At 67.2% G+C, this 20,945-nt stretch carries 23 protein-coding genes; 10 read left to right on the top strand and 13 right to left on the bottom strand.

The window, feature by feature from the left end; translation table 11 throughout:
• Positions 1-4 precede the first annotated feature (4 nt).
• From IAG41_RS20190 to IAG41_RS20160, 7 genes are all read right to left on the bottom strand, one after another.
• Positions 5-370 (bottom strand): hypothetical protein, encoded by a 366-nt coding sequence (locus IAG41_RS20190; protein WP_187730462.1) that lies wholly within the window; start codon positions 368-370, stop codon positions 5-7.
• A gap of 68 nt (positions 371-438) precedes the next feature.
• Complete coding sequence (gene ftsH / locus IAG41_RS20185; RefSeq protein ID WP_410468100.1) at positions 439-2,424, bottom strand: ATP-dependent zinc metalloprotease FtsH; 1,986 nt, start codon at positions 2,422-2,424, stop codon at positions 439-441.
• Between the two features lie 49 nt (positions 2,425-2,473).
• Positions 2,474-3,496 carry a tRNA lysidine(34) synthetase TilS gene (gene tilS, locus IAG41_RS20180; RefSeq protein WP_187730460.1) on the bottom strand — a complete coding sequence of 341 codons (1,023 nt, stop codon included), beginning with the start codon at positions 3,494-3,496 and terminating at the stop codon, positions 2,474-2,476.
• Positions 3,474-4,442, bottom strand: a complete 969-nt coding sequence (locus IAG41_RS20175) for a tetratricopeptide repeat protein (protein ID WP_187730459.1) — start codon at positions 4,440-4,442, stop codon at positions 3,474-3,476. Before IAG41_RS20175 ends, tilS begins: the two co-directional genes overlap by 23 nt.
• A gap of 77 nt (positions 4,443-4,519) precedes the next feature.
• Positions 4,520-5,419 (bottom strand): helix-turn-helix domain-containing protein, encoded by a 900-nt coding sequence (locus tag IAG41_RS20170; protein ID WP_187730458.1) that lies wholly within the window; start codon positions 5,417-5,419, stop codon positions 4,520-4,522.
• Positions 5,420-5,530: 111 nt separating this feature from the next.
• Entirely contained in the window at positions 5,531-7,807 is a 2,277-nt protein-coding gene (gene ptsP / locus IAG41_RS20165; RefSeq protein ID WP_187730457.1) for a phosphoenolpyruvate--protein phosphotransferase, read from the bottom strand.
• A 65-nt stretch (positions 7,808-7,872) separates the two neighbouring features.
• Entirely contained in the window at positions 7,873-8,523 is a 651-nt protein-coding gene (locus tag IAG41_RS20160) for a hypothetical protein (RefSeq protein ID WP_187730456.1), read from the bottom strand.
• 174 nt (positions 8,524-8,697) lie between these two features.
• Here IAG41_RS20160 and IAG41_RS20155 point away from each other — a divergent pair, with 174 nt between their 5' ends.
• Positions 8,698-9,039 carry a PadR family transcriptional regulator gene (locus tag IAG41_RS20155; protein WP_187730455.1) on the top strand — a complete coding sequence of 114 codons (342 nt, stop codon included), beginning with the start codon at positions 8,698-8,700 and terminating at the stop codon, positions 9,037-9,039.
• On the top strand, positions 9,039-10,001 hold the full coding sequence (locus IAG41_RS20150) for an HAAS signaling domain-containing protein (protein WP_187730454.1): 963 nt from the start codon (positions 9,039-9,041) through the stop codon (positions 9,999-10,001). The genes IAG41_RS20155 and IAG41_RS20150 overlap by 1 nt, the downstream gene beginning before the upstream one ends.
• A 30-nt stretch (positions 10,002-10,031) precedes the next feature.
• Here the strand turns inward: IAG41_RS20150 and IAG41_RS20145 are convergent, their stop codons facing one another.
• The gene (locus IAG41_RS20145; protein ID WP_187730453.1) at positions 10,032-11,063 is read right to left on the bottom strand and encodes an NAD(P)H-dependent flavin oxidoreductase; all 1,032 of its coding nucleotides are present in this window, start codon (positions 11,061-11,063) and stop codon (positions 10,032-10,034) included.
• A gap of 394 nt (positions 11,064-11,457) precedes the next feature.
• Between IAG41_RS20145 and IAG41_RS20140 the strand changes: the two genes are divergently transcribed.
• Both IAG41_RS20140 and IAG41_RS20135 read left to right on the top strand, forming a co-directional pair.
• Complete coding sequence (locus IAG41_RS20140) at positions 11,458-12,501, top strand: hypothetical protein (protein WP_187730452.1); 1,044 nt, start codon at positions 11,458-11,460, stop codon at positions 12,499-12,501.
• A gap of 65 nt (positions 12,502-12,566) precedes the next feature.
• Positions 12,567-13,220 (top strand): hypothetical protein, encoded by a 654-nt coding sequence (locus IAG41_RS20135; protein ID WP_262408783.1) that lies wholly within the window; start codon positions 12,567-12,569, stop codon positions 13,218-13,220.
• A 49-nt stretch (positions 13,221-13,269) separates the two neighbouring features.
• Here IAG41_RS20135 and IAG41_RS20130 read toward each other — a convergent pair whose 3' ends face one another.
• Positions 13,270-13,689 (bottom strand): organic hydroperoxide resistance protein, encoded by a 420-nt coding sequence (locus IAG41_RS20130; RefSeq protein ID WP_187730450.1) that lies wholly within the window; start codon positions 13,687-13,689, stop codon positions 13,270-13,272.
• Positions 13,690-13,865: 176 nt separating this feature from the next.
• Between IAG41_RS20130 and IAG41_RS20125 the strand changes: the two genes are divergently transcribed.
• Both IAG41_RS20125 and IAG41_RS20120 read left to right on the top strand, forming a co-directional pair.
• Entirely contained in the window at positions 13,866-14,600 is a 735-nt protein-coding gene (locus tag IAG41_RS20125; protein ID WP_187730449.1) for a copper homeostasis protein CutC, read from the top strand.
• Entirely contained in the window at positions 14,597-15,604 is a 1,008-nt protein-coding gene (locus tag IAG41_RS20120; RefSeq protein WP_187730448.1) for a N(4)-(beta-N-acetylglucosaminyl)-L-asparaginase, read from the top strand. The genes IAG41_RS20125 and IAG41_RS20120 overlap by 4 nt, the downstream gene beginning before the upstream one ends.
• Positions 15,605-15,610: 6 nt before the next feature.
• Here IAG41_RS20120 and IAG41_RS20115 read toward each other — a convergent pair whose 3' ends face one another.
• A complete protein-coding gene (locus tag IAG41_RS20115; protein WP_187730447.1) occupies positions 15,611-16,864 on the bottom strand; it encodes an aspartate kinase in 1,254 nt (417 codons plus the stop codon).
• A gap of 51 nt (positions 16,865-16,915) precedes the next feature.
• Between IAG41_RS20115 and ubiG the strand changes: the two genes are divergently transcribed.
• On the top strand, positions 16,916-17,647 hold the full coding sequence (gene ubiG / locus IAG41_RS20110) for a bifunctional 2-polyprenyl-6-hydroxyphenol methylase/3-demethylubiquinol 3-O-methyltransferase UbiG (protein WP_187730446.1): 732 nt from the start codon (positions 16,916-16,918) through the stop codon (positions 17,645-17,647).
• 8 nt (positions 17,648-17,655) lie between these two features.
• Here ubiG and IAG41_RS20105 read toward each other — a convergent pair whose 3' ends face one another.
• Genes IAG41_RS20105 through IAG41_RS20095 form a run of 3 tightly spaced genes read right to left on the bottom strand, consistent with a single transcriptional unit; the run spans position 17,656 to position 18,966 of the window.
• Complete coding sequence (locus IAG41_RS20105) at positions 17,656-18,192, bottom strand: hypothetical protein (protein ID WP_187730445.1); 537 nt, start codon at positions 18,190-18,192, stop codon at positions 17,656-17,658.
• Positions 18,193-18,241: 49 nt separating this feature from the next.
• The gene (locus tag IAG41_RS20100) at positions 18,242-18,613 is read right to left on the bottom strand and encodes a tRNA-binding protein (RefSeq protein ID WP_187730444.1); all 372 of its coding nucleotides are present in this window, start codon (positions 18,611-18,613) and stop codon (positions 18,242-18,244) included.
• Positions 18,614-18,615: 2 nt separating this feature from the next.
• Positions 18,616-18,966, bottom strand: a complete 351-nt coding sequence (locus IAG41_RS20095) for a GFA family protein (protein WP_187730443.1) — start codon at positions 18,964-18,966, stop codon at positions 18,616-18,618.
• A gap of 108 nt (positions 18,967-19,074) precedes the next feature.
• Between IAG41_RS20095 and IAG41_RS20090 the strand changes: the two genes are divergently transcribed.
• From IAG41_RS20090 to ung, 3 genes are read left to right on the top strand one after another with little or no spacing between them, the layout of a single operon-like run.
• Positions 19,075-19,500, top strand: a complete 426-nt coding sequence (locus tag IAG41_RS20090; protein ID WP_187730442.1) for a DUF1810 domain-containing protein — start codon at positions 19,075-19,077, stop codon at positions 19,498-19,500.
• Between the two features lie 32 nt (positions 19,501-19,532).
• Positions 19,533-20,207 carry an endonuclease III domain-containing protein gene (gene nth, locus IAG41_RS20085; RefSeq protein WP_187730441.1) on the top strand — a complete coding sequence of 225 codons (675 nt, stop codon included), beginning with the start codon at positions 19,533-19,535 and terminating at the stop codon, positions 20,205-20,207.
• 31 nt (positions 20,208-20,238) lie between these two features.
• Positions 20,239-20,940 (top strand): uracil-DNA glycosylase, encoded by a 702-nt coding sequence (gene ung, locus IAG41_RS20080; protein ID WP_187730440.1) that lies wholly within the window; start codon positions 20,239-20,241, stop codon positions 20,938-20,940.
• Positions 20,941-20,945 lie beyond the last annotated feature (5 nt).

The following is a 20,945-nucleotide window of genomic DNA, read 5'->3' as shown; positions in this document are numbered from 1 at the left end:
GCGCCTAACAGGGATAGCGGCGCTTCATGATCGCGTAGAAGGCGGTCTTCATGCTCATCCCGCGCTGCTTCGCCGGGATCTTCTCGAGCTCGGCGATCAGCTGGCTGCTGTCCATCTTGACCTGGCCCTTGGGTGGCGGACAGCTGTGCGGGGCCTTGCCGGCCGCGCGCGCGGCCTGGAGGTCGGCGCGATAGACGGTGCTGATATCGGCCATCTCCTTCTGCAGAAGACCGAGATCGGACGACAGCAGGGCTAGCGCCCCCTTCGCCTTCAGCGCATTGGCCTTGGCCAGGAACTCCGCCACGCTCATCGACTGGACCGGGCCGGCCAGAAGCGAAAACAGCGCCGCGGCGGCGAACAGCCGCATCATGCGAAAAGCCCTCCCTCGATCGTCTCGAGGAAGGGCTACGCAGTTTTCGTGTCCGTTGGAACCCGGGTTCAGGCGCCCTGGGGCGTCGGATTGCCGAATGGGCCCTTGGGGCGGCGGATCTTGGGGATCGAAGTGCCGCCGGTGGGAACCGGCGCAGCGCGCGTGCTCGCATCGTCACGACCGATATCGTCGCCCGCGATCAGCCGCTTGATCTCCTCGCCGGTCAGCGTCTCATATTCGAGCAGCGCATTGGCAAGCCCGTGGAGCTGATCGATATGGTCGGTCAGCAGCTGCTTGGCGCGGTTGAGACCGCCCTCGACCAATTTCTTGATCTCGGCATCGATCAGCAGCGCGGTCTCGTTCGACATCTGCGCCGCACGCGCCATGCCATAACCAAGATAATTCTGCTCATCCTCGGCATATTCGAGCGGACCGACCGCATCGGACATGCCCCAGCGGGTGACCATCGACCGCGCGAGGCGCGTGGCCGACTGGATGTCGCTCGACGCGCCCGACGAGACGCGGTCGTAGCCGAAGATCAGTTCCTCGGCGACGCGGCCGCCCATCGCGATCGAGAGATGCGCATACATCTGGTCGCGGTGCATCGAATTCTGGTCGCGCTCCGGCAGGCGCATCACCATGCCCAGCGCGCGACCGCGCGGGATGATCGTCGCCTTGTGAATCGGATCGGACGCGGGCTCATGCATCGCGACGATGGCGTGACCGGCCTCGTGATAGGCGGTCATCCGCTTCTCATCCTCGGTCATGAGCATCGATTTGCGCTCGGCGCCCATCATGACCTTGTCCTTGGCGTCCTCGAATTCGCTCATCGCGACGAGGCGTTTGCCGCGACGGGCTGCCAGCAGTGCTGCCTCGTTGACGAGGTTCGCAAGGTCGGCGCCCGAAAAGCCTGGCGTGCCGCGCGCGATGACGCGGGCATCGACGTCGGGCGCCAGCGGCACCTTCTTCATATGGACCTGGATGATCTTCACGCGGCCCTCGATGTCCGGGCGCGGCACGACGACCTGGCGGTCGAAGCGGCCCGGGCGCAGGAGCGCGGGATCGAGCACGTCGGGACGGTTGGTCGCGGCGATGATGATGATGCCTTCGTTCGCCTCGAAGCCGTCCATCTCGACCAGCAGCTGGTTCAGCGTCTGCTCGCGCTCGTCATTCTGGTTGCCCAGACCCGCGCCGCGCGAGCGGCCGACCGCGTCGATCTCGTCGATGAACAGGATGCACGGCGCGGACTTCTTGGCCTGCTCGAACATGTCGCGCACGCGGCTCGCGCCGACGCCGACGAACATCTCGACAAAGTCCGAACCGGAGATGGTGAAGAAGGGCACGCCCGCCTCGCCCGCGATCGCGCGGGCCAGCAGCGTCTTGCCGGTGCCGGGCGAGCCGACCAGCAGCGCGCCCTTGGGAATCTTGCCGCCCAAGCGGGCGAATTTCGACGGGTCCTTCAAGAACTCGACGATCTCCTGCAGCTCCTCGCGCGCCTCGTCGATGCCGGCGACGTCGTCGAAGGTGACCTTGCCTTCCTTCTGGGTGAGAAGACGTGCGCGCGATTTGCCGAAGCCCATCGCGCCCGAGCCCGAATTCTTCTGCATCTGGCGCAGCACGAAGAAGGCAATGCCGAGGAACAGCAGGAAGGGCAGCGACTGGACCAGGATATACTGCCAGATCGAGGCCTGCTCTTCCGGACGCGCGTTGATCACGACGCCCTTGTCGCGCAGGCGCTGGGTAAGTTGGGGATCGTTGGGGATGTTGGTGCGGAACTTGCCCTCGGTCATGGTGCCGGTCACCACCCCGGTGCCGACCGAGATGTTGACTTCCTTGACGTCGCCCGCCTCGACCTTGTCGAGGAAGGTCGAATAGGGAATCGTGTTCCCCGCCGGCTGACCGCCGCCCGGGCGATCGAACAAGGTGACGAACAGCGCCAGCGCCGCCAGGATTCCCACCCAGATCAGCAGGCTCTTCATCCAGGGATTGCCGCCCCCATTGTCCGGACCCTGCTGCTTGCCGTTGTCGCTCATATCCTGCCCAACACCTTTCAGAGGCTAGTAGATAGGCATGTGGACGTTAATGACAATGGAACAACGTCGATCAGAGTGATCGGCGCGGCGGAGACATGCGGAAGGTTGCAAAGGTTGCGCGGGTGCGGGCCTCGATTCCGGCATGCGTGCCTCCCGAAGCGTTTTCCAACTGGTCCAACAAGGCTTCGATGTTTGCACCGTCGGGAAAGGCGGGCGTCGTGATTCCCGCCCGGCTCCGCATCTCGCGAATCGCGCGGCGGACGAGGCGGCGGCGGATCTCGCGGGGGAGATCGACGATCTCCAGGCGAATCTCGTCCGCGGCGACCGCGGCGCGCTCCGCCCAGAAGCGATCGGCGAGCGCGGCGAGCGTCGCCTCCGCCTCGGCGGCATAGCGCGCGGCGGCGGCGAGCGCGCGAACATCGAGCTCCACATTGTTCGCCAGCAGCGCGCGGAAGCGGGTGCGGTCGTGGCGATCATCGGCGTTCGAGGGATCGTCGACAAAGGGCAGCCCCGCCGCGACTGCCAGATCGCGCAGCTCGGCGCGGCGCCAATCGAGCAAGGGGCGCAGCAAATTCAGGCCGTTGGCGCCCAGTTCGCGCCGATCGCGGATCGCGGCGAGCCCGGCGACTCCCGAACCGCGCGCGGCGCGCATCAGGAAGGTCTCGGCCTGGTCATCGGCGTGGTGCGCGGTCAGGAGCGCGCAGCCGCGAACTTCGGCGGCCCAGTGTTCCAGAAGAAAATAGCGCGTTTCCCGTGCCTTGGCCTGAATGCTCGCGCCTTTTATCGGCGAAGCTGGCACCAGCACCCAATGCGGCACGCCAAGCGCGGCGCAGGCTTGCGCAACCATCGCCGCCTCATCGGCGGACGCCGCGCGGAGGCGGTGATCGACGGTGGCGGCGACGACCGCGCCCGGAAACGCCGCATGCGCCAGCGCAAGCATCGCCATGCTGTCCGGCCCGCCCGATACGGCGAGCGCGAGCGGCGCATCGGGCGCGGGCGCGCGGCCCGACAGCGCCAGCAGATCGGCGCGGAAGCGCGCCGCCCGGGGCCCTAGCGGATCGGCTAGAGCGTCACTGGCACTTGTTGGCGGCACGTCCCTGAGCGACCCCGGCCTTCATCTCGGCGTTGAGCCGCTCGCCATAGAGTTGGGTCAGCTCGGTATAGACCTTGCAGATCTCGCTCGACGGCTTCTTCAGCTTGGTGAGCGCCTGCGCCAGATAATAGAGGCTGTCGCCGGCGCGCTCGCCATTGGGGTTCTTCTTGTAATTCTCGTAGAACGCCACCGCGGCGAGGCTGGGCGCCCCGGCGTCGAGATAGGCGCGGCCGAGCAAGTTCTGCGCATAGCTGGCGCGGCGGTGCGTCGGATACTTCGTCGCCACCGCCTCGAGCTCGCGGCGCGCCTCGGGATAGAGCTTGGCCTGCCACAGGCGGAAGCCATAGGCATAGCCGTCCTCGGCGGGATCGCCGCTATTGGGTTTCTCGATCGCCGCGACCTGCTCCGCGCGCGGGCCGGTCGGCTTCGCGGCGGGCTTGTCGGCGGCGGGCACGACTCTGGTGAAGGGCTTGTCGACCGGCTTCGCGATCACGGGCAGCGGCGCGTCGATCACCGTGGTGCCGCTCGCATCGCCCATCGCGTCGCCGGCGGGCGGGCGCGAAGCGGTCTCCAGCGTGGCGAGCCGCGTATCGGTGGCGCGCTTATAGGCGTTGAACGCCTCCTCGAGCAGCCGCAGGCGATTCTGGTCCTGCTCGATCTGGCCGGTCATCTGCTGGATCTGGCCCTCGAGCGCGCCGACGCGCTGAGTGAGATCGGCGAGCGGGGTATCGACCGGCGAGCCGGGGACGACCGTGCTGGTCTCGGGCGTGATCTGCGCCTCGACCGTCTTGCCGGCGCCGCCGGGGAATATCTTGCGCTGCACGGCACGCATCTCGCGCTCGAGCCGGTCGACGCGGCCCTCGACCGTCACGATCGCCGTCTGCGCGGCGGCGGTGCCGCTCACGCCCATCGCGGCGAGGACCGCCGCAGCCATCACGAAACGCATAGTCAAACCCCCGGGTGGCGCAGTTTCAGCCGGAAAAACAAAGAAGACACGAATATAGCGAAGTATCGACGCCAGCCTCAAGGCGCGGCGCTCGAATTGGCGGGCGTCGAATAGTCCAGGCCTGCCGGCGTGGGCGGGCCGAGACGGCGCTGGCCGGTGCGCGCGGGCGTGGACGTGGCGCCGGGCGTCGGCGTTGCGCCCGGTGCCGCGCGGGCGCGGAGCGCGGCGGCGCTGACATCGACGCTGACCGCCTGATCGCCGGCGCCGAGCGGCGGCACGTTCGAACCGTTGATCGTCACCTGGAGCTTGTCGGGCCGGCCGATCCGGGCAATCGGATGCGCGACTTCGATCGGCACCTCGTAGCGCTCGCCCGGCGCCATTTCCTTCTCGAACAGCCGCTTGCCGGTCTCGTCGCTGACGCGCAGCCAGACCGTGTCGAGCGCGACGAGCGTGACATGCTCCTGGCCTGCCGGAACCGGCACGGCGGCGGTGCCGTTGTCGGGCGCCGGCGTCGCAGCATTGTCCTGGACCTGGACCAGCCCGTCGGTTGCGGGCGCGCCGCCGCGGAAGAGATTGGTGCCGTACCAGAGCCCGACGCCGACCAATACCAGCACCGCGACGATCAGCCCGGCCCATGCGAGGCCGCGCGGCGGCACGCGGCTGGGGTCGTCGAGAGGATATTCGGCCATCGGCGCGGCGCGCTCATACTGGCCGAGCTCGGCGCGCACATCGCGCGCGATGTCCACTTCGTCGGCGCCGATCGCGCGGGCATAGGCCTTGGCGAAGCCCATCGCATAGGTGACCGAGGGCAAACCGGTATAATTGCCCTTCTCGATCGCTTCCAAATGCCGGAGCGGGATGCGTGTGCGGTTAGCGACCTCGGCGAGATCGAGTCCCTGCGCCTCACGCGCGGCGCGCAGCTTCTCGCCTACCTTGGCGGGAAACAGCGTCGGGTCTTCGGCGTGCTCGCCTTCCATCAAATACCTCCGGTGAACGGGTCTTGCCTGTGTGCCGCGCACCTGTTGCTGGGCGGTGTCGGCCAGCGCGCAGCGAGTGTCAACGCTGCCCGATGCCCAATCGCCCGCAGATCAGGCCAGTTCGACCGAATGTTCCTGCGCCCAGGCTTCGAGCGCGGCGCGCAGCGAGGTGCGCGGGTCGGCGAGCTGGATCTCGACCACCTTCATCAGGCTGGCACGATCGAGCGAGCGGACCATCGCCTTGATCGGGCCGACCGCCGCCGGGGTGATCGAAAGCCGATCGATGCCGAGCCCGATCAGCGCCATCGCCTCGAGCGGACGCCCGCCCATTTCGCCGCAGACCGCGACGGGGACGCCGGCGGCGTGCGCCTGATCGGTGACGCGCTTGAGGAAGCGCAGGATCGACGGGCTCAGCCAGTCATAGCGCAGCGCCAGCTTAGGATGCGCGCGATCGGCGGCGAAGAGGAACTGGGTGAGATCATTGGTGCCGATCGACAGGAAATCCACCTTGGGCAGCAGCAGATCGAGCACTTCGGCGAGCGCGGGCACTTCGAGCATCGCGCCGTAGCGGATCTCGGCGGGCATCTTCTTGCCGCGCGCCGCGAGCCAGGCGCGTTGCGCCTCGAACAAGGCGCGCGCCTCGTCGAATTCCCAGGGTTCGGAGACCATCGGGAACATGATGTTGAGCGTGCGGCCGGCGCCCGCCTCGATCAGCGCGCGCGCCTGCGCCTTCATCAGCCCGCCGCGCTCGAGCGCGAGGCGCAGCGCGCGCCAGCCCATTGCCGGGTTTTCCTCGTCGCCTTCCTCGTCATGGTCGAGATAGGGCAAGGCCTTGTCGCCGCCGATATCGACAGTGCGGAAGGTGACCGATTTCTCGCCGACCCCCTCGAGCACATCTTTGTAGAGCCGGCGCTGCGCCTCGCGCTGGGGCAGGGTCGCCGAGACGAGGAACTGGAATTCGGTGCGGAACAGGCCGATGCCGTCGGCGCCGGTCAGGTCGACCGCGGCGATATCGTCGCGCAGGCCTGCATTGACCATCACCGTGACGCGGTGGCCGTCAAGCGTGATCGGCGCCTCGGAGCGCAGCCGGGCGAATGCGGCGCGACGCTTCTGGCTGAGCGCGAGCTTGGCCTCGAACGCCTCCTGCATCGCGCTGCTGGGGCGGACGAGCAGGCTCTCCTCGCTGGTATCGAGCAGCAGCATGTCGCCTTCGGCGATCAGCTGGCGGACGTCGCGGACGCGGCCCAGCACCGGCACGCCCATCGCGCGGGCGACGATGGTGACGTGCGCGGTCAGCGAGCCTTCCTCGAGCACCACGCCCTTCAGCCGGCGGCGGTCATATTCGAGCAGTTCGGCGGGGCCGAGATTGCGGGCGATCAGGATCGAATCCTGGCGCAGGCCCATCGACGCTGCCGTGCCGAGCTGGCCCGAAACCGTACGGAGCAGCCGGTTGGAGAGATCCTCCAGGTCGTGCATCCGATCGCGCAGCAGCGGATCGTCGATCTCGCGCATGCGCTGGCGGGTGCGCTGCTGGACGCGCTCGATCGCCGCCTCGGCGGTCAGGCCCGAATCGATCGCCTCGTTGATCCGGCGGCTCCAGCCTTCGTCATATGCGAACATCTTGTAGGTCGCGAGGACCTCGTCATGCTCGCCGCCGCCGCCGAATTCGGCCTGGCTGGCCATGCGCTCGATCTGCTCGCGCATCTTGTCGAACGCGGCATAGACGCGGTGCCGCTCGGCCTCGATATCCTCCGCGACGGTGTGCTCGATCGTGATGCGCGGCTGGTGGAACACCGCGACGCCGGCGGCCATGCCCTCGACCAGCTTGAAGCCCTGGGCATGGGTCGCCGCGGTCGATTGCGGGCGCGTCGTGCCGCCGCCGGTGGAATCGACCAGATCGGCATTGGCGATCAGCTCGGAGAGCACCATCGCCACGGTCTGCAGCGCCTCGATCTCGACATCGGCATAGCGGCGCGGTTCGGCGTGCTGGACGGCGAGCACGCCCACCGCGCGCTCGCGGCGGATGATCGGGACCCCGGCGAAGCTGTGATACGCCTCTTCACCCGTTTCGGGGCGATAGGCGAAGGCCGGGTGCATCTCGGCCTCGTCGAGATTGAGCGTCTCGACATGCTGGGCGATCGTGCCGACCAGCCCCTCGCCCATTGCCAGCTTGGTGACATGGACCGCCTCCTGCGCGAGGCCGCGCGTGGCGAACAGCTCGAGCACGCCTTCGCGCAGCAGATAGATCGAGCAGACCTCACTGTGCAGCACCTCGCCGATCGTGTTGACGACCGAATTGAGCTTCGACTGGGCGGGAAGCCGTTTCGCCATCACGTCGTGAAGGCGTGTGAGGATTTCCCGGGCTGAAGCAGCGGCAGTGAGGGCCATGAGGGGGCGCTAACAGATTGTGTCAGCGCACGCCATTACTCGCGCGTGAGGGAGCGCGGCTTAGTTCAGCGGGCGCCCGGGCTGTCCGGAACCGAGGCCATCGCCATCACCGACGATGCCGCGCCGCTGCGCCATTCGGCATAAGCGGTGCGATACGCGTCGTAATCGCGATAGAAATCGGTGAACGGCGCCTCGAGCCGCGGCAACGCCGCCGAGGCGAAGGCCGCGAAATCGCCGGGCCGCACCGTCTGCGCCTCGGCCAGCACCGCGCGCGCCACTGCGCAGAAGCGCTGCTGCGCCGGGGGCTGGGCGAAGAAATTGTAGAGCCGGGTCATGTCGCGGTCGTGCATGGGCTCCCAGTCGGCGCCGTAGCGCGCGCGATAGCCGGTCTTCACGCCCGAAGCCGCGGCGGCGAGAACCACGCTGTTCCGCGCGATCAGCCGGTTATAGGCGGCGACCGTCGCGCGCTCCGCAGCGTCGCGGCAGCCGAGCGCGGCGACATTGAGCGCGGCGCGGACGTGCCAGCTGGTCTCGTCCTGGCTCAGCCCCTGGTTGAGCGTGACATAGCGCCCATCGGGACCCAGCGGCGGGACCGCCTGGTTGGACGCGGCGCCGGCGGGCGGGCGTGGCGGCTGGCTCCAGCCCTGCGCCGATGCGGGCGCGGCGAGAAATGCGATTGCGCTCAAGGTAGCCAGCGCGATGCCGAATCGAACCATGAATCACCCCCCGTTGGGCAGCGCGACTCCCCCCGCGCCCTCATGATTTCCTTATAGAGAGAATAAGTATCTCAGGGGTTTACACCCGGGATTCCCCGGAGTGCGGTTATACCTTGCATCGCACGGTACTGTGTGTCATATAGTGTATGTCATACACGATGCGAGACATAGGCCGTGCCAGTCGAAGACGATCTGTTCGAGAAATTGCGCATCGAGCTGCGCCGGGGTTCGCTGGTGCTGGCGGTGCTCGGGGCGCTGCGCGAGGAGCGCTATGGCTACACGCTGCGCGTCAGCCTGGAGGAAGCCGGGCTGCCGATCGAGGAGGGCGCGCTGTATCCGCTGCTGCGGCGGCTGGAGACGCAGGGCCTGCTCACCAGCGAATGGCGCGAGGAGGAAAGGCGCAACAAGCGCTTCTACCGGCTGAGCCCGGTGGGCCTCGCGGTGCTCGGCCAATTGCTCGCCGAATGGAACGCGATTTCGGAATCGATCCTACGCCTTACCGAGAAGGACAAGTGATGGACCTGCTGGACCGTTATCTGGCGGCGGTGCGCCGCAACCTGCCGGCGAAGGACGCCGACGACATCATCGCCGAGCTGCGCGACGTGCTGCTCGCCCAGGCCGAGGAGCGCGAGGAGCGCACCGGCCATGTCGACTGGACAGGGCTGCTCCGCGAGTTCGGCCATCCGCTGACGGTGGCGGCGCGCTACCGGTCGCAGCAATGGCTGATCGGGCCTGAGCTCTACCCCTTCTACCTCTATTTCCTCAAGATGATCGGCGCGATCGTCGCGGTGGTGGTGATCGTCACCGCGGTGGTGAAGGGCGTGGTCTATCAGGGACCGCCAGGGCCGATGATCGTCGACATGCTCGGCTCGCTCTGGTGGTCGCTGGCGGGGACGGTGGGATCGGTGACGATCGTGTTCGCGATTGTAGAGCGCTATGGCGGCGTCGACCGGTATTTCCGCAACTGGAAGCCGGGCGAGCTGCCCGAACTGCCCGAGCTTTCGCAGCTCATTGGCGACAAGCCCCGGAAGCGCTGGGAACATGCGTTCGAAGTCGCGGCCGGCGTGCTGATGCTGTTGTGGTGGGTGGGCGCGGTGCAGCTGCCCTTCGCCACGCACAGCGCCGATTTCCGGCTCGAGCTCGCGCCGGTCTGGACGCAGCTCTACTGGCTGATCCTGGCGCTGCTCGCCGGGCGGCTGGTCTATAATGTGCTGCGCTGGCTCCGCCCGCAGGCGCGCTGGCTGGTCGGGTTCTTCGGCATCACCACGGCGGTCGGCGGCGTGATCCTCGCGGCACTGCTCCACCGCGCCGGGCAATGGGCGACCGTGGTGCCGCTCACCATGCCCGCCGAGCAGGCCGCCAAGCTGCAGGAGAGCCTCAACCTGGCGCTGGGCATCGCGATCATCGCGGTGGCGGTGATCTGGACGCTGCAATGCCTGGGCGAGCTGTGGCGCTGGATGCGCGGGGGGCGAGGCTAGCGCTTTTAGGCGGCGCCGGCCCGCAACCAATCACGCCGCGCGCTTCTCCAGCGCGTGGGCCGCCTCGGCCATCAGCGCGGCGATGATCTCGGCGACGGGCTCTTCCTTGTTGACCATGCCGACCGACTGGCCCGCCATCAGCGAGCCGTTCTCGACATCGCCGTCGATCACCGCGCGCCGGAGCGCCCCGGCCCAGTAATGCTCGATCTGGAGCTGGGCCTCCATCATCTCGACCTTGCCCTCGTCGAGCAGCTGCGCGACTTCGCGCTGCTTGGCGGTGAACAATTCGGTCGAGCTGTTCTTGAGCGCGCGGACCGGAATCACCGGCAGGCGCGGATCGATCTGGACGCTGGCGATCGCATCCCTTGCCGACGCGCGGATGAACGCCTTCTTGAAATTGGCGTGGGCGATGCTCTCGGTCGCGCAGACGAAGCGGGTGCCGAGCTGGACCCCGGCGGCGCCCATGTCGAGATAGCCGGCGATCGCCTCGCCCCGGCCGATGCCGCCGGCGACGAAAACCGGGACCTGCTCGGAGACTTCGGGAAGGATCTCCTGCGCGAGCACGCTGGTCGACACCGGGCCGATATGGCCGCCGGCCTCCATCCCCTCGACCACCAGCGCGTCGACGCCCGAGCGGATCAGCTTCTTGGCGAGGCTCAGCGCCGGGGCGAAGCAGATCAGCTTGGCGCCGTTCGCCTTGATCGCGTCGAGCGACCCCGCGGGCGGCAGCCCGCCGGCGAGGACGACGTGGGTGACGTCATGGCGGCTGCACACTTCGATCAGCTCCATGAGCTGCGGATGCATCGTGATCAGATTGACGCCGAACGGCTTGTCCGTCAGCGCCTTGGTGCCCGCGATCTCCTTGTCGAGCAGCTCGGGGCTCATCGCGCCGCACGCGATCAGTCCGAACCCGCCGGCATTGGACATCGCCGCGACGAGGTTGCGCTCCGAAACCCAGGACATCGCGCCGCACATGATCGCGACCTCGGAGCCCAGAAATTCGCACCCGCGCGCCATGCGCCGCTGAAGGCGCTCGGCGCCGATCGTGGAAACCATGTTCATGGGCCGAGGGCCTAGCCGCGCCTGGGGGCATGGGGCAAGGGCGCCCTGTTCGATCGCCGGCGGACGCCGGTCCCGGCGCGCCGGCACGCGACGCATTCGGAGAGCGTCCGGCGGGATAATCGCCGAATCGGACCTTAATCCGCTCGATCAAGGCCGAATAACTCCCCAAATCGGTTCAGTAACTTCACCTTCGGCAACAAATTGCCGCTACATCTAATTCCACGGCTATGAGCAGTACGGTCTGCTGGTCGCCGGTACGCGTCATATACGTCACGACTTGCGCGAACGCGCCTATTACATCTGTTGAATGGTTCGAAATCACTGCATGGAATTGCGCCATTTCGGCGCATATTCCTTGCGGATGGCGATATATACTTAAATCACGGAGCTTTATATGCCAACCCAATACAAGATCTATCTGATCAACCAGTCCTCCTCGACGCAGACCTTCTGGTGCTTCCTGTCTCGCCCCGCGGAGCTTGCCAGCGACCCGAAGGTGTTCGCGAATTCGAGCGCGACCCTTGCCATCGACCCGAACGATCCGAGCACCAACTCCTTCACGATCCCGGTACAATATGTCGTTGGCGCGGGCGCCAGCAACGATGCCGTCGGCCTGAACGTCAAGGTCGATTCGATGATCACGCAGGACACCGATCTGGGCCAGGTCTGGGATGCGGCCTATGCCAATGTTCCGCCGAACAAAGGGCCCAAGCTGACGCTGGACAGCGGAACCGCCCCCGACAAGATGCTGAAGATCATCACGAATCCCTTCGACCAGGAGAATAACGAGGCTAATGGCTGGTACAGCAACCAGTCGTTCGGCATCATGACCGCCGCGGGCTTCATGGGCATGACCTGGTCGCCCTCTCCCAATCAAAGCAGGACGCTGACGCCGAAATTGACCTTCTACGTGAACGTCGGAGATTTCGGTTCGTCGACCCTCGCCGATTGGACGAACGTGGGCAACGACGCGGCGGTCGTCAGCGTTCCGGGATCCTTCATCGCCGGCGCCTGCACTGTCACCTTGCTGAACAACGGCAAATGGAAGATCGATCCCGGCAAGCCGCCGCAGCTGGCGATGCTGGAGAATCTGCCTTTCCTGAAGTCGGATGCCCATCGGCAATTGATGGCGATGGCCTATCTCGCCGATGGAACCGTTCAGAAGGAGACGGTCAAGTCCGTGCACTGGAACGGGTCAGCTCAGGCCGAGGCCGTCGAGGAAGGCGAAGGCGCCCCGATGACCTTCCTCACCGGCTCGATCACCGTCGGCGTGGCGCTGACCGCGACGTTCGCCTTCTTCGCGCTGTCCGGGGTTTACTTCACCGTCACCAGCGTGACCGGAGGAACCACCGTCAATTTCACCTACAACGGCACCCAATCGGCGCAGGCCATCCACGACCTGCTCGTGACCGGCGCTCAAGTCATCTTCGGCAAGTAATGATCCGAAGACGCTGAAACGCGATGCAGCCGCCCTTTTCGCCAAATCCCCCGGGAGAGGGGCGGTTGAATCCGCGTTTTCCGCCCGTGACAGCTGCCGGGGATTCCCTGGCCGTCGCCACGGGCACCGCGCTCGCCGCCCTGGATGCGCCCGACACGAATGTCGAGATCGAGCCGGCGCAGGACTATGCCATCGAACTGGTGGCGACCTTCTGTCCCGCGGCGGCCGCCCAATTCGACAGCATGCGGCTGGTGGCGGGCCTGCAGACCGTCGACTCCAACGTCTATGTCGATTTCAAGCGCAGCCTGCCGCTCTGGTGGCTGGGATCGGTGTACAGGACCGGCGAGGTCAGTCCGAACAGCCAGGTGTTTGCCTATACCAGCCATACCGACAGCTTCAGCATGCCGATAACCAAGGACATCACGCTTACGCATGATTCCGGCGGATGGAAGGTCCCGCTCTATGATGCGACAGATTATAGCGTGATGGTCGGGTTCGGGCTGGGCGTCGATCTCGTCTTCCCGGCCTATCTGGCCGAAGCGCCGCCGGCTACCCTGCTCACAGTCGCAGCGGGCGGCTATCAGCTCGCGCGATCGGCAGGCGCGCAGACGATCGGAGACGTGGTGGCTTCGAACCAGGAAGCCTGGTCGATGCCGCTGGGAAGCGCATACCTCCTGACGTTCGACGCATCGGGGACCGGGCATTTGACCAAGAGATGATGCGAGCGCGGCGGCCCATCCGGGATGGGCCGCCGTCTCGGCTGGCGGATCAGGCGAGCGCGAGATCGACCTGGGCGCCGTTGCGGGTCAGTTCCGAATAGGGGCAGACCACATGCGCCGCAGCGATCAGCGCTTCGGCGGTGTCCTTGTCGACCGCCGGGATCGAGACCCGCAGCGCGATCGAGAGGCCGAAACCGGCGCCGTCGTCGCGCTGGCCGATGCCCACCTGCGCAGTGACCGAAGGCTCGCCGAGCGCGATCTTCTGCTTGCCGGCGACGAACTTGAGCGCGCCGAGGAAGCAGGCGGCATAACCGGTCGCGAAGAGCTGTTCGGGATTGGTCCCCGCGCCGCCGGCGCCGCCAAGCTCCTTGGGCGTGTCGAGCGTGACTTCGAACGCGCCGTCGCTCGAGCGCGCGGTTCCGGTGCGGCCGCCGGCGGCGGTGACTTCGGCTTTGTACAGGACGTTCATGGCAGGGCTCCTTTGATTGAATAGCGCGATAAATATTATCGCGATATGGATGTGATCTAGGTGGCCTGGTGGAGGATGTCCAGTATAAATTTATCGCGATATGCATTTTTGCGACAAGAGAATGCCGGACCTCGTCCCTTTGCAAGCCGATGCGAAGGCCTTTAGGCATTGGGGCCGTGGGAGCCCTTCTGGAAATTTGCGTCGACGATGCCGCGGGGATCGACGCGGCCTGCGCAGGCGGGGCGGATCGGATCGAGCTCTGCTCCGCCCTCGAACTCGGCGGGCTAACCCCTTCGGCGGCATTGATCGAGCAAGCGGTCGGGTCCGGCTGCATCACGCATATGATGATCCGGCCCCGTGCCGGCGGCTTCGTGCTCGAATCGGGCGAAGCCACGCTGATGCTCGACGAGATCCGGCTGGGCCTCGCGCGCGGCGTCGCCGGCATGGTGGTCGGTGCGCTGCGGCCGGACGGAAGCCTGGACTGCGACGCGCTGGCGCGCTTCCGCGATGCCGCACAGGGCGCGACCCTCGTGCTGCATCGTGCGATCGATCTCGTCCCCGACCCCGTCGCGGCGGTGCGCGAGGCGGCGGCGCTCGGCTATGACAAGGTCCTGAGCTCCGGCGGCGCGGCCACCGCAGTGGAGGGCGCGGCGACACTCGCCAAGATGGTCGAGGCGGCGGGCGACCGGCTGGCGATCATCGCCGGATCGGGAGTCACGCCCGAAAATGTCGCGTCGCTCATCGAACGCACCGGCGTGCGCGAGGTGCACGGGTCGGCCAGCCGCTTGGGCCCCGATCCCGATGCCGACACGCTGCGGCTCGGCTTCGCGACCGGTCCGCGCCGCCGGACCGACGAGACCATCGTGCGGCGATTGCGCGCCGCCGTCACCGATCAAGGGAGACCAGCATGACCGACGGGATTTCGCGGCGCAGCGCGATCGGCCTTGGCGCCACGGCGATGCTTGCGGCGCGCGCGGCCCGGGCTGCGGATGCCGCCGATCCGGTCGCAATCCTCTCCACCTGGGACTTCGGCAAGGCGGCGAACGCGGCCGCGCTCGCGGTGTTCAAGGCCGGCGGCAGCGCGCTCGACGCGGTCGAGGCCGGCGCCAAAGTGCCCGAGGCGGACCCCACCAACCATTCGGTCGGCTATGGCGGCTATCCCGACCGCGACGGCCATGTGACGCTCGACGCGATCATCATGGACGAGAATGGCGGGGTCGGCGCGGTCGCAGCGCTCGAGGATGTGGTCCACGCCATCTCGGTTGCGCGGCTGGTGATGGAGAAGACCCCGCACACCTTGCTGGTCGGCGAAGGCGCGACCCGGTTCGCGCTCGACCAGGGGATGCAGCGTACCAAATTGCTGACGCCCGAGGCCGAGAAGGCCTGGCGCGACTGGCTGAAGACCGCGCACTACCAGCCCGTCGCCAATAGCGAGAACCGGCTTCCCGGACCGCCGGGCTCGAAGCTGAACCACGACACGATCGGCATCATGGCGCGCGGGCTCGACGGGCGGATGGCGGCGGCCTGCACCACCTCCGGCATGGCATTCAAGATGCGCGGCCGCGTCGGCGATTCCCCGCAGGCCGGCTGCGGCCTGTTTCTCGAAAAGGGCGTCGGCGCGGCGGCCTCGACCGGGGTGGGCGAGGAAGTGACCCGCATCGCCGGCACCGCGCGGGTGGTCGCCTCGATGCGCGCCGGCCTTTCGCCCCAGGCGGCGTGCGAGGAAGCGGTGAAGCATATCGCGCAGCTGCGCGGCGACGCGATCAAGGGGCTGCAGGTCGGCTTCCTCGCGCTCGGCCAGGATGGCCGACTGGGCGCCTATGCGCTGCTGCCGGGCTTCACCTATGCGGTGACGCGCCATTCGGGCGCGGCCGAGATACTGCCCTCGGCGAGCCTGTTCAGCCAACCGGCCTGAGCCGGTTCAGGCCGCCGCTTCCTCGGCGTCCAGTCCGTAAGCGGTGTGGAGCACGCGGACGGCGAGCTCGGTCTCGTCCTCGTGGATCAGCACCGAGACCTTGATCTCCGAGGTGGTGATCGCCTGGACGTTGATGCCGCGATCGCCCAACGTCTTGAACATCTGCGCGGCGACGCCGGCATGGCTGCGCATGCCGACGCCGACGACCGAGATCTTCGAGACGCGCGTGTCGTGGATCAACTTGTCATAGCCGATCGAATCCTTCGCCTTCTCCAGCACGTCGAGCACGCGGGCGAGCTCGGCCTGGGGGGCGGTGAAGGTCACGTCCGTGGATCCCGTCGAGTGCGCGACGTTCTGGACGATCATGTCGACATTGATGTTCGCCTCGGCCAGCGGCGTGAAGATCGACGCGACCGCGCCCGGGCGATCGGGCACCGCGGTCAGGGTGATCTTGGCTTCGTTCTTGTCGTGCGCGATGCCGGTGATGAGCTGGCGTTCCATTTCGTCGATCTCCTCTTCGCCCACGATCAGCGTGCCCGGCTCGCTCGCGCCATCGGCATCGACGAACGAGGACAGCACCTGGATGCGGACGCCTTCCTTCATAGCGAGTCCCACCGAGCGCGTCTGGAGCACCTTGGCCCCGACGCTGGCGAGCTCGAGCATTTCCTCATAGGTCACGCGCTTCAATTTGCGCGCGCGCGGCACGATGCGCGGATCGGTCGTGTAGACGCCGTCGACGTCCGTATAGATGTCGCAGCGGTCCGCCTTCATCGCCGCGGCCATCGCCACCGCCGAGGTGTCCGATCCGCCGCGGCCCAGCGTGGTGACGCGCTCGCCGGCGGCGACGCCCTGGAAGCCTGGGATCACCGCGACTTCGCCGTTCGCAAGGGATGCGTTGAGCGCCGTCGTGTCGATATCGGCGATCCGCGCCGAGGCATGGCCGTCCGAAGTGCGGATCGGCAGCTGCCAGCCCATCCAGCTGCGCGCCGGCACGCCGATCGCCTGGAGCGCGATCGCCAGCAGCCCGCTGGTGATCTGCTCGCCGGCCGAGACGACGACGTCATATTCCTTGGCATCGTAGAGGGAAGAGGCCTCGCGGCAGAAGCCGACCAGCCGATCGGTCTCGCCCGCCATCGCCGAGACGACCACCGCGACCTGATTGCCCGCGTCGCGTTCGCGCTTGACGCGTGCGGCGACGCTGCGAATCCGCTCGATGCCTGCCATCGAGGTGCCGCCGAACTTCATCACGATGCGTGCCATGGGTGGTGCTTGGGCCTTGGGATAGAAAGGACGGGCTGATAGGAGCGCGCCATGGCGAAGGCAACCAAAGCAACTATTGACCCGCGTGAAGCTGAGCATTTCGGCCGGCTGGCGCGCGATTGGTGGGATCCGAAGGGATCGTCGGCGATGCTCCACCGGCTGAACCCGGCGCGGCTGGCCTATATCCGCGAGAGCGTCGATGCGCATTGGGGCGGCGATCCGGCCTCGTTCGCGCCGCTGGCGGGCAGGACCGCGATCGATGTCGGCTGCGGCGCGGGGCTGCTGGCGGAACCGCTGGCGCGGCTGGGCGCACAGGTGACGGGCGTCGATGCCGCCCCCGAGAATATCGGCGCGGCACGGACGCATGCCGAGGCGGCGGGGCTCGCCATCGACTATATCGCCGGCGGGATCGAGGATCTGACCGGGCGGCGCTTCGACCTGGTCGTGTCGATGGAAGTGATCGAGCATGTCAGCGATCCCGCGGCGTTCGTCTCGGGACTCGCCGGCGCGCTCGCCGAGGGCGGACTGATGATCCTCTCCACGCCGAACCGCACCCTGCTTTCGCATGTGGCGATGATCGAGATCGGCGAAGGCCTGGGCGCGATCCCCAGGGGAACGCATGACTGGGACCGATTCCTGACCCCCGACGAGCTGGAGGCGCTGCTGACCATGGCTGGGCTGAAGGTGATCGGCCGGCGCGGGCTGTCTTTCTCTCCGGCGCGGGGCTTCGTCACCAGCGGCAACGAGGCGCTCAACTATCTGCTGACCGCGGTGCGGGCCTAATCCCCGCCCTACAAATTGAGATCCAGCAGGAAGATCGGCCCGAGGTCGATCACCTGCTTGCCCGTCGCCAGGTGCATCGCGACGGCGAGCTCGCCCGCGGCATAGTCGCGGTCCGCCACCCCCTCGACGCTGTAGAGCTTCCATTCCGGGCCGATATCGACGCCCTTGGCGAAGAAGCTCGTATAGGGCGCGGTGGCGAGCTGGACCGAGACATTGGCGATGGTGACGCTCGTCCCCTCGGCCTTGTCGAAGCGCGCCCAGAAGGCGAGGACCAATTTGTCGCCCTTCCGAATCGCTTTCTTCACCGGCGCCGACAGGCCGACCGCATAGGGCGTCGCGCCCTTGCCCGGCACCGCGACGCGCAGCGCCTGGCCGCCTTGCACGCTGGCGTCCTTGCGAACCTTGGGCTTTTCGGGGAGGCCGTAGATCGTGAAGGCCGCGGGCGACGGTTCGTTGATGATCTGCTTCGCGATATCGTCCTGCGCCGCGGCGGGCACCGCCGCGAGCCATGCGGCGCCGAGCACCGCAAGCCATGCCTTCCTCATCAGCCTCTCCCCCTTATGTCGTTGTGGGGAAGCTATAATGCGCCGCGCGTCAGAACAAGCGCCCGCCATCGGGCACAGGGACGCTCGGGTGGAACAGCACGACCTTGCCCTCGGCATCGGGGAAGCCGAGCGTCAGCACTTCGGACATGAACTTGCCGATCTGGCGCGGCGGGAAGTTGACCACCGCCGCGACCTGCCTGCCGGGCAGCTCCTCCAGCGTGTAATGCTCGGTGATCTGCGCCGAGGAGCGCTTGCGGCCGATCACCGGGCCGAAATCGATCACCAATTTATACGCCGGCTTGCGCGCCTCCGGATAAGGCAGCGCCTCGACGATCGTGCCGACGCGGATATCGACGGCGAGGAACTGATCGAAGCCGATCGTCTCCGCCGGGCCGGCTGCATTGTCGTGCGTGACGTGCATGATTAGCGGCTCGCCCCGTCATAGTGATGGATCTGGAGCGCTTCGAGGTCGATGCCGTCGGCGCAGCGCAAATTGATCGCCATTGCCGGCTTGCCGTCGGGCCCGGTGCCTTCGCTGAACGGCGCGCAGCCACAGGTCTTGCAGAACTGGTGGCGGATATTGTGGGTCTTGAAGGTGTAAGCCGTGATCGCGTCGCGGCTGGTGTGGAGATCGAACCTGTCAGGGGTGGTGAAATGCAGCATCGAGCCTTTGCGCCGGCACATCGAGCAATTGCACGTCACCGCACTCGAGGGCGCTTCCTCGTCGAGCGTATAGGCAATCGCGCCGCAATGGCAGCTTCCGGTGATGGTCATGCGCGGCGGCTCCTTTTAATTTGCCCTCTTCTGCCACCTGGGACTTGCGGCGGCCAGCCTTGCGTCGATTGGCGGCCTCGTGCGTTCCAGCGCCAGCGGAGGCGGAAAATGGTTGAACTGGAACGATTCGAAGAGGCGCAGCGCGAGATCTATCCGCGCGCGCTGGCCGAGCTGAAGGCGGGGCGCAAGGCCAGCCACTGGATGTGGTTCGTCTTCCCCCAGATCGCCGGCCTGGGGCGCAGCGCGATGGCGACGCATTATGCGATCACCGGGCTGGACGAAGCGCGCGCCTATCTGGCGCATCCGGTGCTCGGCGCGCGGCTGCGCGAAGCCGCCAAGGCAATGTGCGGGCATGCCGGGCTCTCGGTCGAGGCGATCCTGGGCGGAATCGACGCGGTCAAGTTCCGCTCGTCGATGACCCTGTTCGAGGCCGCCGCCCAGGGCGAGCCCAAGGCACTGTTCGGCACCTGTATCGACGCATTCTATGGCGGTGCGCGCGACCCGGCGACCTTGGAGCGGATCAAGCGCGATTGACTATTGTTCCTGATATGTTCTAGTCTCCCGGCATGCAGCTCGGCTTCTTCGGACGTGGCGACCTCGAGCATTGGCGCGCCGGACTGGCGGTGCTGGGCACAGCACTGCCGCCGCGGCGGCGCAAGCCGGTGGGGCAGTTGGTCAAGTCGCTGATCAGCGGACGCACCCGCGATCCCGTGTCGCTCGCCGCCTATCACCGGCTGCGCGACCGGTTCGGCTCGGCGCGCGGCATCGCCGCCGCGCCGGTGCCGCTGATCGAGGACGTGATCGCCGACGTCACCTTCGCCGATTCCAAAGCCAAATGGCTGGCGGCCGCGCTCCGGCGGATCGGGCGCGAGCATCCGGACTTCGACCTGGATTTCCTCGGCGCGCCTCCGCTCGACGACGCGCTGGCCTGGCTTGAGCGCTTGCCGGGCGTCGGGCGCAAGGTCGCGGCTGCGACGCTCAATGCCAGCACGCTCGGCCGGCCGGTGTTCATCGTCGACAGCCACGTGCTGCGCGTCCTCCGCCGGCTGGGTTTCGTCGGTCCCGCCGCCGAGGCTTTTGCCGCGAGCGAGGCGGTGACCGCTGCGATGCCGCACTGGACCGGCGACGATTTCCTCGGGCTTCACATCGCCGCCAAGCGGCTCGGCCAGGTCGCCTGCCATGTCGAGGTGCCGGCCTGCGCGCGCTGTCCGCTTCGTCGCGACTGCCCGTCGCGCGATTGACAGCGGGCCTGCGCTTTCCGAGAGCAGGCGCATGGGAGACGTCAAGCTGCACCCGAGCTGGCTCGCGCCGCTCCAGGACGAGTTCGCCGCGCCGTACATGGCCGCGCTCAGGGACTATCTCGTCGCCGAAAAGGCGGCGGGCAAGCGCATCTTCCCGGCGGGCGGCGAATGGTTCCGCGCGCTCGACCTGACTCCGCTGGAGAATGTCCGCGTCGTGATCCTCGGCCAGGATCCCTATCATGGCGAGGGCCAGGCGCACGGGCTATGCTTCTCGGTGCGCCCCGGCGTCCGCACTCCGCCGAGCCTGGTCAACATCTACAAGGAGATGGAGGCGGACCTCGGCATCCCGCCCGCGCGCCACGGCTTCCTGGAGCATTGGGCCGAGCAGGGCGTGCTGCTGCTGAACGCGATGCTGACCGTGCAGATGAGCATGGCGGCGTCGCACCAGGGCCGCGGCTGGGAGCGGTTCACCGACGCGGTGATCCGGCTGGTCAACGCCAAGCCCGAGCCGGTGGTGTTCCTGCTCTGGGGCAGCCATGCGCAGAAAAAGGCGGCGTTCGTCGATTCGATCGATCGCGGCGGCCGGCATCTGGTGCTCAAAGCGCCGCACCCCTCGCCTTTATCGGCGCATTCGGGATTCTTCGGGTGCCGGCATTTCTCCAAGGCCAATGCCTTCCTGGAGAGCCACGGCCAGAAGCCGATCGACTGGGCGCTGCCCGCGCTGGCGCAATAAAAAAC

The sequence above is a fragment of the Sphingomonas sp. JC676 genome (genome assembly GCF_014489075.1).
Classification (GTDB): domain Bacteria; phylum Pseudomonadota; class Alphaproteobacteria; order Sphingomonadales; family Sphingomonadaceae; genus Sphingomonas.
Note: the sequence above shows the minus strand (reverse complement) of the source record. Positions and strands in the feature narration are given on the sequence as shown.